18 protein-coding genes are annotated in these 14,219 nt (G+C 64.6%); 11 read left to right on the forward strand and 7 right to left on the reverse strand.

Features of this window, described 5'->3' with window-relative positions:
• Positions 1–17: 17 nt before the first annotated feature.
• Positions 18–1,664, reverse strand: coding sequence for a hypothetical protein (locus AC2FL1_RS07310; protein WP_496876455.1), 1,647 nt, complete (start codon positions 1,662–1,664; stop codon positions 18–20).
• A gap of 636 nt (positions 1,665–2,300) precedes the next feature.
• Between AC2FL1_RS07310 and AC2FL1_RS07315 the strand changes: the two genes are divergently transcribed.
• Entirely contained in the window at positions 2,301–3,548 is a 1,248-nt protein-coding gene (locus tag AC2FL1_RS07315; RefSeq protein WP_496876456.1) for a DNA modification methylase, read from the forward strand.
• On the opposite strand, the gene AC2FL1_RS07320 is transcribed toward AC2FL1_RS07315, so the two are convergent.
• On the reverse strand, positions 3,518–4,081 hold the full coding sequence (locus tag AC2FL1_RS07320; RefSeq protein ID WP_496824445.1) for a CIA30 family protein: 564 nt from the start codon (positions 4,079–4,081) through the stop codon (positions 3,518–3,520). The genes AC2FL1_RS07315 and AC2FL1_RS07320 overlap by 31 nt on opposite strands.
• A gap of 16 nt (positions 4,082–4,097) precedes the next feature.
• On the opposite strand from AC2FL1_RS07320, the gene AC2FL1_RS07325 reads away from it, so the two are divergent.
• Entirely contained in the window at positions 4,098–4,394 is a 297-nt protein-coding gene (locus AC2FL1_RS07325) for a DUF7220 family protein (protein ID WP_496824443.1), read from the forward strand.
• Here the strand turns inward: AC2FL1_RS07325 and AC2FL1_RS07330 are convergent.
• The 4 genes from AC2FL1_RS07330 to AC2FL1_RS07345 form a co-directional block, all read right to left on the reverse strand.
• Positions 4,330–4,641 (reverse strand): type II toxin-antitoxin system RelE/ParE family toxin, encoded by a 312-nt coding sequence (locus AC2FL1_RS07330; RefSeq protein ID WP_496876457.1) that lies wholly within the window; start codon positions 4,639–4,641, stop codon positions 4,330–4,332. The two genes, AC2FL1_RS07325 and AC2FL1_RS07330, sit on opposite strands and share 65 nt — an antisense overlap.
• 8 nt (positions 4,642–4,649) lie before the next feature.
• Positions 4,650–4,925 (reverse strand): type II toxin-antitoxin system Phd/YefM family antitoxin, encoded by a 276-nt coding sequence (locus AC2FL1_RS07335; protein WP_496876458.1) that lies wholly within the window; start codon positions 4,923–4,925, stop codon positions 4,650–4,652.
• 76 nt (positions 4,926–5,001) lie between these two features.
• Positions 5,002–5,508, reverse strand: a complete 507-nt coding sequence (locus AC2FL1_RS07340) for a DUF3489 domain-containing protein (RefSeq protein WP_496876459.1) — start codon at positions 5,506–5,508, stop codon at positions 5,002–5,004.
• Between the two features lie 95 nt (positions 5,509–5,603).
• On the reverse strand, positions 5,604–5,873 hold the full coding sequence (locus AC2FL1_RS07345) for a hypothetical protein (protein WP_496876460.1): 270 nt from the start codon (positions 5,871–5,873) through the stop codon (positions 5,604–5,606).
• Positions 5,874–5,990: 117 nt separating this feature from the next.
• On the opposite strand from AC2FL1_RS07345, the gene AC2FL1_RS07350 reads away from it, so the two are divergent.
• Complete coding sequence (locus AC2FL1_RS07350) at positions 5,991–6,587, forward strand: terminase small subunit, Nu1 (protein WP_496876461.1); 597 nt, start codon at positions 5,991–5,993, stop codon at positions 6,585–6,587.
• Complete coding sequence (locus tag AC2FL1_RS07355) at positions 6,502–8,397, forward strand: phage terminase large subunit family protein (protein WP_496876462.1); 1,896 nt, start codon at positions 6,502–6,504, stop codon at positions 8,395–8,397. Before AC2FL1_RS07350 ends, AC2FL1_RS07355 begins: the two co-directional genes overlap by 86 nt.
• 10 nt (positions 8,398–8,407) lie before the next feature.
• On the opposite strand, the gene AC2FL1_RS07360 is transcribed toward AC2FL1_RS07355, so the two are convergent.
• Positions 8,408–9,022 carry a plasmid pRiA4b ORF-3 family protein gene (locus tag AC2FL1_RS07360; RefSeq protein WP_496876463.1) on the reverse strand — a complete coding sequence of 205 codons (615 nt, stop codon included), beginning with the start codon at positions 9,020–9,022 and terminating at the stop codon, positions 8,408–8,410.
• Between the two features lie 48 nt (positions 9,023–9,070).
• On the opposite strand from AC2FL1_RS07360, the gene AC2FL1_RS07365 reads away from it, so the two are divergent.
• From AC2FL1_RS07365 to AC2FL1_RS07395, 7 genes are read left to right on the forward strand one after another with little or no spacing between them, the layout of a single operon-like run.
• Positions 9,071–9,286 (forward strand): phage head-tail joining protein, encoded by a 216-nt coding sequence (locus tag AC2FL1_RS07365; protein ID WP_496876464.1) that lies wholly within the window; start codon positions 9,071–9,073, stop codon positions 9,284–9,286.
• A 5-nt stretch (positions 9,287–9,291) separates the two neighbouring features.
• Positions 9,292–10,803, forward strand: coding sequence for a phage portal protein (locus AC2FL1_RS07370; RefSeq protein ID WP_496876465.1), 1,512 nt, complete (start codon positions 9,292–9,294; stop codon positions 10,801–10,803).
• Positions 10,804–10,807: 4 nt separating this feature from the next.
• Positions 10,808–11,794 carry a head maturation protease, ClpP-related gene (locus AC2FL1_RS07375; RefSeq protein WP_496876466.1) on the forward strand — a complete coding sequence of 329 codons (987 nt, stop codon included), beginning with the start codon at positions 10,808–10,810 and terminating at the stop codon, positions 11,792–11,794.
• A gap of 3 nt (positions 11,795–11,797) precedes the next feature.
• Complete coding sequence (locus AC2FL1_RS07380) at positions 11,798–12,163, forward strand: head decoration protein (RefSeq protein WP_496876467.1); 366 nt, start codon at positions 11,798–11,800, stop codon at positions 12,161–12,163.
• A 30-nt stretch (positions 12,164–12,193) separates the two neighbouring features.
• The gene (locus AC2FL1_RS07385) at positions 12,194–13,207 is read left to right on the forward strand and encodes a major capsid protein (RefSeq protein ID WP_496876468.1); all 1,014 of its coding nucleotides are present in this window, start codon (positions 12,194–12,196) and stop codon (positions 13,205–13,207) included.
• Positions 13,207–13,518 carry a head-tail joining protein gene (locus AC2FL1_RS07390; protein ID WP_496876469.1) on the forward strand — a complete coding sequence of 104 codons (312 nt, stop codon included), beginning with the start codon at positions 13,207–13,209 and terminating at the stop codon, positions 13,516–13,518. Before AC2FL1_RS07385 ends, AC2FL1_RS07390 begins: the two co-directional genes overlap by 1 nt.
• Positions 13,515–14,144, forward strand: coding sequence for a DUF6441 family protein (locus AC2FL1_RS07395; protein WP_496876470.1), 630 nt, complete (start codon positions 13,515–13,517; stop codon positions 14,142–14,144). The genes AC2FL1_RS07390 and AC2FL1_RS07395 overlap by 4 nt, the downstream gene beginning before the upstream one ends.
• Positions 14,145–14,219 lie beyond the last annotated feature (75 nt).

The raw sequence follows: 14,219 nt of genomic DNA on the forward strand, positions 1-14,219 counted from the left end.
GGCCGTTCCACGAGTGACTATTCCGCAGCCAAGGCTTTCTGCCTGCAATAACAGGATGCTTTGATGGGCACCTCGGAGCGAGCCACGGCCTTGTCCAGTTGCAGTTTGATGTGGGACGCTTCAACGGTTTCGCCGCGTCGGGTGAGACACTCGTGCAGGCCGTGCAGACTCCAAACGTTTCCCGGATGCTGACACGCCCGGCTGAGCGTTGAATCCAGACCAAGGTCCGCACGATACACCGCTTCAGCTTCTTCCATCTGGCCCTGCTCAAGAAGAAGGGCGCCTAGAGCGTGGCGGGTGGGTTGCATCCATCCCCACGGTTCATCGTAGGGGAGGTTGTCGTCTATCTCCACCGATTTGCGCAGGTGACCAAAAGCGGCTTCGTGTTCTCCCTTATGATATGCGAGTTCACCCAGCATCATTTGCTCGGCAACCTTCAGAATGTCGCGGCACGTGTTGTTGAAAAGCATGCGGCTTTCGGGGACGCGTGCCAGGGCATTGTAAAATTCTGTCTTTTCGCGCTCGGCGTCTGCGATCCTGTGTAGGTTTGCCAATGCAACTGTACGTGCATAGCGCATCATGGCGGTGGTTACACAGTAGAGCTCTTCATCCGCCGGTAGATCCTGATCCAGAATTTCCTGCCATCGTCCAAACCTGATCAGGACATGCTGTTTCATCGGTATGAACCCTTCGAACCAGTCCGCCATTGGACGAAGGGTGTCCGACGGCAAGGTTTCGATGAGCTCATCGGCGGCTTCCAGTGCCGCTGTGGGCTGCCCCAAGAACATCGCGCCGTAGATCTTGAAGTGGTAATTGTGGCACCGATAGACGGAATAAAAGTTGTCTGGGCCTTGGCGCTCAAGGAACTTCCGGTCCGCTACGATAGCCGCCTCGTTTCGCAGCACCACGTTCATGTAATCTCCGCACAAGACGTCGATATGCGTCGGCATATGAAGCAGGTGCCCGGCATCGGGTACCAATGTGCTCAACGCGTCGCCGTGACGAAGCGCTCGCTCGGGGTGCGGCGACATCTCCATCAAATGGATATACATGTGCAGGAGCCCTGCGTGGCGCCACGCGCCGGGAAGCGTGTCAAAAGCCGTGTCGAGCACAGAAATGGCTTCCAGAGTGTCAGCCCCTTTGGCCGGTTTTCCGGTCGGTAGATCCCAAAGCTGCCAAGGTGTCCGGTTCATGATCGACTCGGCGAGTACCGCGCAAACATCCAGATCCTGGCTGAACCCGGCATGAACTTTTCGCATCGCGTCGGCGAACGCATCATTCCAAGGACTGAAATCCTCAATATCCGATGATGCAGGATAGCGCGCGGGAATGGCTTCGATCAGGGCCCGCTCAACGGGTGTCAGTCTGTCTAGCAGCGACATTGCCGTCTCAATGGAAGACTTGGCCAGCTCTATGCAGTCAGGCTTTTCCTCTTCTTCGAATGCTTCCCACGGTTTGTTGTAGTTTGGCCCGATACAGTAGGCGATGCCCCAATGCGCCATGGCACAACCAGGGTCGGCGGCCACGGCGTTTTGAAAGCACACGATCGCCTCTTCATGGTTGTAGGCGTAGGTCCAGGCGAGGCCTCGGTCAAACCAACGCTGTGCTTCGCCCGAGACTGTTGTCACTTTCCGGGTGTAGGTCCCGAGATCGTAATATTCCATCGCACTGTCCCTCCATCCAATTGTTCCATCCTACGACGACAACTCTTGTTTCCAAAGGGCCGATGCAACTTCGTTATCTTGTGGGCATACGAATGCCATATTGGCTGCTGTGGGCTCTGTGTTGTTTTTTCCGGGTTTCGCTCCAATGACTTGTTTGGCGCCGAGATCGATGGACGCGAGACGGTAGCGTAGGCCATGTCAACGAAAATCGAACGCCCGACACAATTTCCGGTGAGACACCGCAAGCCGAGACCTCTCGCGAGAGATGGGCTAGAAACGGGTAAGATGGCACGAAGCGTGAGAAATGCGGAGGCGTGATCAAATTAGGAGCTTGCAGAAGGCGAGCGGGGAGCAATTGATCACACAAACTGTTCTCCATCCGAATTCGTGAGACACCTAACCCACTGAAATTGAACGGGTCCTTCCTGTCGAGAATTGTATTCGGGCGGGCGAGGCGCGACGTTTTCCCAGTGACACCCTGAAAAACACCCGTTTCGTTTCGCTTTGCGCTCAAAGCCAATAAAACAAGGGCCTGAAGGCCCGAGCCCCCCGCCTGAACCGAAACGGGGTGTGTACCCCATTTCGTTTTGCGGACCAGACCCGTTTCGTGCATCAAGCATCTCCAAGGACATCACCATGGACGTCGTCGACCTGCCGCTGGAGCAGATCATTCCCTATGCGCGCAATCCCCGGCGCAACGAGCAGGCCATCGCCACGGTCGCTGCCTCGATCCAGGAGTTCGGCTGGCGGCAGCCGATCGTCGTGGACGAGGCGATGGTCGTGCTGGCCGGACACACCCGGCTGGAAGCCGCGCGCAAGCTCGGCTTCAAGACCGCCCCGGTGCATGTCGCCAAGGGGCTGACCGCGTCACAGGCCCGCGCCTTCCGGATCATGGACAACCGCTCGGGCGAGAATGCCGAATGGGACAAGGACCTCTTGAACCTCGAACTGGCCGATTTGCTGGAGGCGGATTTTGACCTCGGGCTGACCGGCTTCACCGAGGACGAGTTGAACGGGCTGATGTCGAGCCTTGAGGAAGGAACCGGCCCGCAGGAGGGCGAAGACGAGATCCCGGAAACCCCGGAGGATCCGATCAGCCGGCCTGGCGATCTCTGGCTTCTCGGCAACCATCGGCTTCTTTGCGGTGACAGCACGGTCGCCACGGATGTCGAGCGGGTGTTGAACGGCGTTTCGCCGCTCCTGATGTGCACAGATCCACCCTATGGTGTGGAATATGACCCCTCCTGGCGCAACCAGGTGGGGGCCGCGAAGACCAGGCGCACCGGCAAGGTGCTGAACGATGATCGCGCTGATTGGCGCGAGGCCTGGGCGCTGTTCCCCGGCGATGTCGCCTATGTCTGGCATGGCGCCTTGCACGCAGCGACCGTGGCGGAAAGCCTCGAACTCGCCGGCTTCACCATCCGGTCGCAGATCATCTGGGCCAAGGACCGGTTGGTCCTGAGCCGGGGTGATTATCACTGGCAGCATGAACCGGCGTGGTACGCCGTCCGCAAATCCGGCAAGGGCCATTGGGCAGGCGACCGAAAGCAGACGACGCTCTGGCACATCTCGGGCAAGGACCAGGACGAACAGACCGTTCATGGCACCCAGAAGCCGGTGGAATGCATGCGTCGGCCGATCCTGAACAACTCAAGCCCGGGTCAGGCGGTCTACGAGCCCTTCATGGGTTCGGGCACCACGCTGATCGCAGCCGAAACCACGGGCCGCCTCTGCTACGGCATCGAGCTGAACCCGGCCTATGTCGATGTGGCCGTCCAGCGTTGGCAGAAGTTCACCGGGAAACAGGCCGTGTTGGATGGGGATGGGCGCAACTTCGACGAAATCTCGACCGTTCAGCCGCCTGGTGCGTCAGACGCGGCATAGAAGCGAATGTCGGCAATCGCCACGTCCGCCTCGAACTCCCGGCCAATGGCAACCAGGCCCACGCGCCGCAGTCGGCTGAGGTTCAGTGGCCGCTCGGTTCGATGTGGTGCAAAATCTCCGAACGGCAGGAACACGGTCGTCCATTCGGGGCGGGCATGAAAGCCCTGGCGGTAGGACTCCCACGGGCGGCGGATATCCGACGTCCGAAGATGCAGGTTGTAAGTCTGGTTGTTGCCAAAAACATCGAGCCGGATGCCGTCCCAGGCACTCGCATCCACGACACCGCCTGCCTCGCCGAGATCAAGGGCGACCTGGAGAAAGCCGCCATTGTTCTCCAGGCTCACACCGCCGGTCATGCGGATGGCCTCCCGGCCGGCGATGGTTTCCCGGGTCACCGCGCCATTGGAGACCCCGCCCATGACCCGATCGGACACCAGCACCCAGCCATTGCCGGTCACGGCGAGTGGCGGGTCAAAGCGGAGATCGTCGATGATCTCTGGGGCGACGGTCGGGGAAAGCATGTCGTCTTGCATGAATGGAAAATTAGGAATGGCTGACGCCTGCGCAAGCCCCTCGGCGCAGCGACAGTCGCGCCTGATGTCACTGGTTGAGGCCATAGCCAATGTGGTGATCGGCTATGGCGTCGCGGTCGTCACGCAGATCCTGATCTTCCCGATCTTCGGGTTGCATACGACGCTGGCACAGAACCTGTCGATGGGCGGGATATTCACAGGAGTGAGCCTGGTCCGGTCCTATCTGCTGCGGCGGGTGTTCGAGACGATCAGGGTTGCCAGTCGCTCCGGCGACCGTGGCGGACATGGAGAACCTGCACCGCCCCATCGATGACAGCATAGTAAATCCGCCAGCGCGTTGCCTTGCCGTAAAGCGCACGTCGGATCGGCTGATCGAACTCGCGCGCCTCGGGTGCGATGGGATGGGCCTCGGGCATCTTGCCAAGACCGAGAATGGTTTGGCGTATCCCCGCCAGCCAATCCTCGGCCGCCCTTGGGTTGCGATCCCGCAGCCAGATCCATGATGCGGTCAGATCATCCGCCGCATTCTGCGTGATGATCACGGGCAGCGCCTCGTTCATGGCGGCGGTCAGTCGGACTTGGCGAGAGTGTCGAAGAATTGGCCGGCCTCGGTGCCCTCACCGGCGCGGGCCTGCGCCAGTCCCTTGCGGATGCCGGCTACGGTTTCCGCGTAATCAAGCTGGTCCTGCATCTCCTGCCACGCGGCCGCATCCATCACGACGACCGAGGGCTTGCCGTTCACGGTCAGGATCTGCGGCCGACCGGTCTCCTTGATCTGGGCAATCAGACGCGCCGAATCCCGTTTGAACTCCGTCAACGGGCTGATGTCCTTGGTGATGTTCATGGCAGACCTCCCGGGCGCGCATCGAATTCAATGCGAATATAGTGCGAATTTCGATGCGCGTCGAGAGGTGCCTCGCTCAGCGCAGGGCGTAGACGCGCCCGCGTCCCTCGACCTTCTCCGAGGTGACCTCGAGGCCGAGGCGCTTTTTGAGGGTACCTGCGAACATGCCCCTCACGGTATGTGGTGCCCATTGCAGGGCCGCGGTGATCTCCTCGATGGTCGCGCCTTCCGGAGCGCGCAGCATGGCGATCAGGGTCGCCTGCTTGGTGCCCTCTCGTGGCGTGCGCGCCTTGGCCGCGAGTTCGAGGGCAGCGGAGGTGTCCGGTTCGATGCCGATGGCGGCAAGGCCTGCGTCGGTGGCGACCAGCGTGACGCCGTGGTCGTCGCCGGTCTCGCGCCAGACGGGTTCGCCCTTGCGCATGTCCGCTTCGGCCTCTTCGAGAAGGCCCTTGGCCAGCATCGCGCTGACCACCTTGGCGGCGGCGCCGCCGCGCAGGCTCTCGGGCAGCGGCAGTGCGATGCGGTCCTCGCGCTGTGCCGCCGAGTTGAGGATGATGGCTTGGGTATCGGAAAGCTTGGTCATGGGGTCGTCTCCGTATGCGGGCCCGCGTCATGCGGCGCCTTCTACGACCCCAAGCCACGCAGGGCGCGCGGCGGGAGTTCCGGCTGGGCTGGAGATCACTCGGCGTGTTCGCCTTCGCCGAAGAGGAAGTCGGTGATCTGTCCGAGGTCGTCGGCCACGCTGGCGATGGAGCCGACGCTGCCCCAGTTGATGGCGTCCGGGTCGAAACCGAAGTGGTCGTCGCTGAGCGCCTGCAGGCGGGCGAGCATTGCGTCGATCTCGGCCTTTTTTGCGACGAAGGCGGCCAATGCCGCTTCCCGGTTCCGCCGCGCCTTTTCGGCGTGGAGTTCATGGCGGGGTGTTGTTTGCGGGTTCAGGCGGGTCATCGGGTTGGCTCCGTCGGGTGTGTCGTTGTCCTGTCATCAGCTTCGCTCTGGCGCGCAGGTGCATCCAGTATAATCGCAGCAATATCATGGCTTTGATCGGAGCGCCGGGATCATCTCATGTCGTCAGCGGCTCAACCCATCGGCGTGATCGCGCGGCTCCTCGATCTCTCCGAACGCCGGGTGCAGCAGTTGAGCCGGGAGGGCGTGATCCCGAAAGCCGAGCGCGGGCAATATGACCTGATCGGCTCGGTGCGCGGCTATGTCCGCTACCTGCGGGACCAGGCGCTGAAGGCGCAGGCCGGCGCGCCGGACTATGCCGCCGAGCGGGCCCGCTTCATCCGGGCGCGGGCCGATCTCGCCGAGATGGAGGCGGAAGAAAAGCGTCGGGCGCTGATCGCGGCCGATGAGATCGAGGCGGCCTGGATTGCCGTGCTGGCCCTTCTCAGAACCCGCCTGCTGGCGCTGCCCGACCGGCTGGCTCCGCAGGCTTTTGACCAACCCACCGTCGGAGACACCCGGAACCTGATCCGAACTGCGATCCGCGAGGTGCTCGATGATCTCGCGAAGCCAGACATTGAACTCGAAGCTGACATTGACCTTGAAGGGGTCGCCGATCCTGAAGCGCACGGTGGAGAAGGCCCTGGCGGTGCTGCGGCCGCCACCGGACCTGACGATCAGCGCCTGGGCGGACCAGAACAGGCGGCTGAGCTCTGAGGCCAGCGCCGAACCCGGCCAATGGCGCACCAGCCGCGCCGAATACCAGCGCGGCATCATGGATGCGATTTCGGATCCGGCGGCGGAAACCGTCGTGATCATGTCGAGCAGTCAAATCGGGAAAAGCGAGTCGATCCTCAATATGGTCGGCTATCACATCGACCACGACCCGGCACCGATCATGGTGGTGATGCCGACCGAGCGGGATGCGGAGACCTGGTCGAAGGACCGGTTCTCGCCGATGGCGCGGGATACGCCCTGTCTGCAGGACAAGATCGCCAACCCGAAATCCCGCGATGGCAACAACAAGATCCTGCACAAGCGGTTCCCGGGCGGGCATCTGACCATCGTCGGGGCCAATGCGCCCTCGGGTCTGGCCAGCCGCCCGATCCGGCTGCTCTTGTGCGACGAGGTCGACCGCTATCCGTTCAGCGCCGGCGCCGAGGGCGACCCGGTCAACCTCGCGAAGAAACGCACGGTGACCTTCTGGAACCGCAAGATCGTGCTGGTCTCGACGCCGACGAACAAGGGCGCGAGCCGGATCGAGGCGGCCTTTGAGGAAAGCGACCAGCGCCGGTTCTGGGTGCCATGTCCGGGCTGCGGGGCGGAACAGGTGCTGACCTGGGAACAGGTCAAATGGGACAAGGCGGAGGATGGCAGCCATCGCCCGGAAACCGCGCGCTATCACTGCGTGGACTGTGATGCGCCCTGGAAGGATGAGACCCGCTGGTCTGCGATCTCGAAGGGCCGCTGGATTGCAGAGGCCCCGTTTGATGGAACCGCCGGGTTCCATCTGAACGAGATCTATTCGCCCTGGGTGCGGCTCGAGGCCATGGCCAAGGCATTTCTCTCGGCGCGCGCCGGTGGGGACGAGACGATGAAGACCTTCGTCAATACCTCGCTGGGCGAGACCTGGATGGAAAGCGGCGAGGCCCCGGACTGGCAACGGCTGCAGGGGCTGAAGGAAGACTGGCGCGCGGGCACCGTTCCGTCCGGTGGTCTGTTCCTCACCGCCGGGGCCGATGTGCAGAAGGACCGGATCGAGGTCGATGTCTGGGCCTGGGGCAAGGGTCTGCAGAGCTGGCTCATGGACCACATCGTGATCGAGGGCGGGCCCGGCGATCCGGCCTGCTGGCAGAAACTGTCCGACCTGCTGAGCCGCACCTGGCAACATGCGAGCGGCACGTCGATGACCATCGCGCGGCTGGCGATCGATACCGGCTACGAGACGGCCGCCGTCTATGCCTGGGCGCGGCAAGTTGGCTTTGCGCAAGTTGCGCCGGTCAAGGGCCTCGAAGGCTTCAACCGCGCGAGCCCGGTGACAGGGCCAACATTCGTGGACGCGACGATCGCCGGCAAACGCCTGCGCCGTGGCGCGCGGCTCTGGTCTGTGGCAACCTCTACGTTCAAGGCGGAGACATATCGTTTCCTGCGGCTTGAGCCGCCGGAAACCAGCCCGGCGGATGGAGAGCGGTTTCTTCCTGGCTTCATCCATCTGCCGGGCTGGATCGACGCCGAATGGCTGAAACAGCTGACGGCCGAGCAACTGGTCACGGTCAAGACCAAACGTGGGTTCGCGAAACTCGAATGGCAGAAGCTGCGCGAGCGCAACGAGGCGCTCGATTGCCGAGTCTATGCAAGGGCGGCCGCCTGGATCCTCGGGCCCGATCGCTGGTCGGAGGCCCGGTGGGAGGAACTGGCGTCGCAGTTCGCGGTCGCAGATGCCAGGGACAACGCCTCAGCCACGGCACAGCAACCGGTCCGCAGGGCACAGGTCCGGCGCGTCGCGCGGTCGAGTTACATGGGGTGAGCGCTAGAGGTCAGTGCAGCCGCTTGTTGCGGCTGCGCTCGAAGGCCTCCAGGGACGCCTTTCGCTTCAGCGCGATGGTGCGAAGGTTGGCCGCGATGTGTTCCGCGCCAAAATCCACCGGATTGAACGGACCGCCATACCAGCGGACCATGTCCCGGTGCTGCGGATGGCGGGGCCTGGCCATGGCTTCGACGAAGTCCATGAACCCATTCGGACCGCCAACGTCTTCCGGAGGCGCGGTGCGTTCTCCGTCAACGAAGGTGGGATAGTCGGTGCCGGGAACCGCGTCGGTGACCTCCTCGATCAGGATCCGATGCTGCCAGTCATCGCCGAAATCGTAGGTGTAGAGGAATTCCGCAACCCCGCGATCGACGAGCATGCCGAGGCGCATGCTCCGGGCCTGGTAGATCTTGCGGCCCCAGAGCGCATCCTCGGGATCGGGCTCGCCATAGACACGGTCGCCGATCCGGAAGTCATAGAGGTGATAGCTCTCCCAGGGCATGACCGCCTGGATGATCTCGTGCAGCGCCCTGAGATTGGTCGTCAGGCTGACCTCGACCCGCCGCCAGATCGTTGGTTCGAGATGTGCGAGCGCGATTCTGATCCTGGCGATTTTCTGGGACATGGCGCGACCTGAGTTTGGGTTTGGCGGCAACATAACAAGGTGACGGCCATGGCCACAATCACGGACCTCCGCGCCCGCCGCGACGCACTGACCGCGCAACGCTCCTCCGGTGTGGCCCGCGTCAGCTATGACGGCAAGACGGTCGACTATCGCAGCCTGGCCGAGATCGACCGGGCCATCGAGGCGCTCGAACGCGAGATCGCCGCGGCCGAGGGGCGACGCATGGTGCGCCATGTCCGCGTGACCACGGTGAAGGGCCTCTGAGCAACATGGGCCTCTTCGATCGCTTTCGCCGCCGGGGCTCCGGTGGCCCCTCTGCCATGCGCGCCCGCCTCGAAGGCGCCATGGCGAAACGCCGGTTGCGGGGCTGGAACCCGCCCTTGGAGAACATCAACGCGCTGGTCGCCTCCGGTGGCCCGCGCCTGCTGGCACGCTCGCGCGAACTGGTGGTCACCAACGGCTATGCGGCGAACGCCTGCGAGGCCTTTGCCGCGAACCTGGTGGGCGACGGGATCAAGCCCTCCTCGCTCATCGGGGAGGCCGACCTGCGCGACCGGGTGCAGCGGCTCTGGCTGGCCTGGACCGACGAGGCCGATGCCGACGGTCTGACCGACTTCTACGGCCTGCAGGCCATGGTCGCACGCGAGATGTTCGTGGCCGGTGAATGCTTTGTCCGGCTGCGCCCGCGGCGCGCCGAGGATGGGCTGCTGGTGCCGATGCAACTGCAGCTCCTGCAATCCGAAATGCTGCCCTTTGAGACAACGGAAACGGCGGCCAACGGCAACCGCATCCGCTGCGGGATCGAGTTCGACGCCATTGGCCGACGCGTCGCCTATCACTTCCGCCGCCGCCATCCCGGTGACAGCACCGATTTGGGCGAGGTGATCCCTGAGACGGTGCGCGTACCGGCTGGGGATGTGCTGCATATCTATCGGCCCATCGATGCGGGCCAGATCCGGGGCCTGCCGCATGTGGCCCCGGCGATGGTGCGGCTCTTCCTGCTCGACCAGTATGACGACGCCGAGCTCGACCGGAAGAAGACCGCGGCGATGTTCGCGGGCTTCATCACCAAGACCGCGCCGGAAGATCCGATGATGGGCGAGAGCGCGGCCGATCTCGATGGCGCGGCCATTGCCAGCCTCGAGCCCGGCACCATGCAGGTGCTGCTGCCGGGCGAGGATGTGAAGTTCTCGTCTCCGGCCGATGTCGGCAGCAGCTACGAGGCCTTCCAGTATCGCACTCTGCTGGCAGTCTCGGCCTCGCTGGGTCTGCCCTATCACCTCGTCACCGGCGATGTCCGGCAGGCGAACTACTCGAGCCTCAGAGCCGAGCTCGTCGAGTTCCGCCGCCGCATCGGCCAGCTCCAGCACGGGGTCATGGCCCATCAGCTCTGTCGGCCGATCTGGCGGCGCTGGCTGGAAACATCCGTGTTGTCCGGCGCGATCGACGTGAGCGACATGGCGAGCGTCCTGCCGGTGCAATGGATCCCGCCGCGCTGGGACTGGGTCGATCCGCTGAAGGACATCCAGGCGCAGGTGCTGGCGATGGAGGCCGGGCTCACCTCCCGGCGCAAGGTGGTCGAGGCCACCGGCTATGACATCGAAGAGGTCGATCGCGAGAACGCCGTCGACGCCGCGCGTGCGGCCGAGCTGGGCCTGCGCTACCGCACAAGCCCGGGCGAGACGCAGGGCGCGCGGGCCACGCCGGTCCGAGAGCCCAATCCAAATTCCAGTGACGGACCGTCCGACAGTAACCCGGACACCGACATTCAACAGGAGTGATCCCATGAAATCCTGGTACACGATCCGCGCCCGGGCGTCCGGCGCGGAAGTGCTGATCTATGACGAGATCGGCGCCTATGGCGTCACGGCCAAGGGCTTCCTGGCCGAGCTGGGTGCGCTGCCCGAGGGCACGCCGGTCGATCTGCGCCTCAACAGTCCCGGCGGCTCGGTCTTCGATGCGGTCGCCATCTTCAATGCGCTGAAGCGCCATGCCGGGGACATCACCGTCTGGATCGACGGCATCGCCGCCTCGGCTGCCTCTTACATCGCCATGGCGGGCGATACGATCGTGATGCCGGAAAACGCCTTCCTGATGATCCACGATCCCTCGGGCCTGGTGATGGGCACGGCAGAAGATATGCGCGCCATGGCCGAGGCGCTCGACAAGGTGAAGGGCAGCCTCGTCTCGGGCTATGTGGCCAAGTCCGGCAGGCCCGAGGATAAGATTGCCGCGCTGATGGCGGCCGAAACCTGGCTCGATGCGCAAGACGCGCTGGATCTGGGCTTCATCGACCGCATCGCCGCGCCCGTGAAACTCGCCGCCGCCTTCGATGTGGCGCGTTTCCGCAATGCGCCGCCGGAAGTAGTCGAGGCTGCAGCGGAACCCGTGGAACCCGCCGATGCAGTTGAAACCTCGCCCGAGGGTGTTCCCGACGGAAACACCCAGGCGACACCCGCAAGTCCCGCGCCGGTGCCTGCAAGCTCCGTTGCGGACGGCAACGCAGCTCGTGACGCCGCCACCGTCCGGGCAGAAGCCATCGCCCATGCCCGGGCCGTGATCGATCTCTGCCGGCTCGCGGGCCAGCCGCAGAGGGCGGGGCACTTCCTCGAGGAGGGGGCCAGCCTCGATGCCGTGCGGGCGGCGCTGCTGGCCGCGAAGGCGCAGACCGACCCCGAGATCTTTCCCGCCCATGCCCAGCCCGGGCCGGGGCCAAGCGCAAAACCCTGGGGCGATGTGATCGCCCAGACTTTCAAACGCAAAGGACAGTGACACATGCCCATGCTCACCGAGCCCCCCCATCCCGGCGGCTTTCTCGTCTGGGAGGCCTTCCGCGACTACACAAGGGAAACCATCACCATTGCCGCGGGCACGCTCGACCCCGGCACGGTGCTGGGCAAGATCACCGCTTCGGGCAAATACGCCGCCCACGACCCGGCCGCCGTCGATGGCACCGAGACCGCCGTGGCCGTGCTCTGGGGCAAGGCGGATGCCAGCGGGGGCGATGTCCCGGCCGTGGCACTCGTCCGCGGCCCCGCCATCGTCAACCGTCACGACCTGGTCTTCGGGGGCACGCCGACCGAGCCTGAAATCACCGCCGCGCACACCGCGCTGCTGGCGGCCGGCATTCTCACCCGCTGACCTCACACCCATCCCCGAAAGGATCGCACCATGGCCACAATGGACATCTTCGAGGCCGATGCCTTCTCGGTCATCGAACTTACCCGCGCGCTGGAGAACATCCCGTTCAAGCCCGCGCTGCTCTCGGGCTCCGGCCTGTTCTCGCCCCGCGGCGTGCGCTCCCGCACCGTGGTGATCGAGAGCCGCGACGGCACGCTGTCGCTGATCCCGTTTTCCGAACGCGGCTCGGCCTATGAGCAACAGGTGCCGGAACGGCGCAACATGCGCGCCTTCGTCTGTCGCCAGTTCAAGAAGCAGGACGTGCTCTGGGCCTCCGAGATCCAGTCGGTTCGCGACTTCGGCTCGGAGAGCGCCACCCAGCAGGTGCAGACCGAGGTTGCCCACCGGCTGCGGCGTCTGCGCCAGGATGCCGAGGCCACCTTCGAATATCATTTCCTGAACGGCATCCAGGGGATCGTGAAGGACCCAAAGGATGGCGCCACGGTGATCGACTACGCCGCCGAGTTCGGGATTACGCCCGTGGCCGAGATCGACTTCGATCTCGACAACGCGAGCCCGGGATCCGGCGCGCTCAGGAAACGCTGCCAGGCGCTGATCGAGGGCGTCGAGGAAAGTCTCGGCGGACTGGCCGCGGGCGCGGTGCAGGTCCGCGCGGAATGTGGCTCGGCTTTCTTTGCCGATCTGGTGGCGCACAAGGAAGTGCGCGAGACCTATCTCAACACCGCCGCCGCGGCCGATCTGCGGGGCCGCGTTGCCGACGAGGTCAGCTTCGGCGGCATCACCTTCCGCCGCTACCGGGGCAGTTCCGCCTTCGGCGTGCCGACGGACAAGGCCTTCTTCTATCCCGAAGGCGTGGAAGGCCTCTTCGAGATCTACCACGCCCCTGCGGACACGTTCGAGACGGTCAACACGCTCGGCCTGCCGCTTTACGCCCGCACCATCCCCGACCGGGACCGCGACGAATGGGTGCGGCTCGAGATCGAGTCGAACCCGCTGCCGATCTGCACCCGGCCGCAGGTGCTGCGACAGGCCCGGCGGACCTGATGAGCGCTTTCGCCGCCGCCCTCGATGCGCTCTTCGCGGATGCGCATCTCGCGCGCGATGTCGTCTATATCGCCGAGGGCGGCGCGCCCTCACTGGTCCGCGCCATCCTGCGGCGGCCCGACGACATCACCGCCTTCGGCGAGGCGCGGCTCTGGTCGGAAACCACCCGGCTGGACCTGCGCCTGGCCGAGGTGCCAAACCCGCGACCCGGTGATCGCATCGAGATCGACGGCGAGGCCTTCCTCGTCCAGGGCGAGCCCGTTCGGGACCGGGAGCGGCTCGTCTGGACGGTGGATCTGAGGCCCGCATGAAACTGAAACTCGACGTCGATCCCGACATCGTCGCGATGATGGCGGCCGAGGTGAAGGCCGGAGAAAAGGCCGCCACCGCCGCCATGCGGGAGGCCGGCACCGGGCTGAAGACCGCTTGGCGCAGCCAAATCAGCGGTGCGGGGCTCGGTCGCCGGCTTGCCAACTCGATCCGAAGCCAGACCTTCCCCAAGGCCGGCGAGAGCCTGAACGCCGCGGCGCTGGTCTGGTCGAAGGCGCCGGTCATCATCGGTGCCCATGACACCGGCCCGCTGATCCGCTCGAAGGACGGGTTCTGGCTGGCCATCCCGACCGAGGCGGCCGGCAAAGGGCTGAAAGGTGGTCGAATCACGCCCGGCGAATGGGAACGGCGGCGCGGGCTACGGTTGCGGTTCGTCTATCGGCGTCGGGGCCCGAGCCTGCTCGTTGCCGAGGGGCGGCTGAACAGTCGAGGGCTGGGGGTGGCGTCAAGGTCGAAGACCGGCCGTGGGCGCACGACGGTGCCGATCTTTCTGCTGGTGCCGCAGGTGAAGCTGCCGAAGCGGCTCGATCTCGGGCGGGATGCCGAGCGGGCGCTCGACAGTGTGCCAGGGCTGATCGTGGCGAGGTGGGTGGAAGGGAGGCTGTGATGGCGGCTGTGCGAGACGAAACAGCCGTCCGCCGCTGCGCAGCAAACTACGAATTAGTGTTCTCTGGTTTGCATC

The sequence above is a fragment of the Ruegeria sp. YKSF070 genome, from assembly GCF_059612725.1.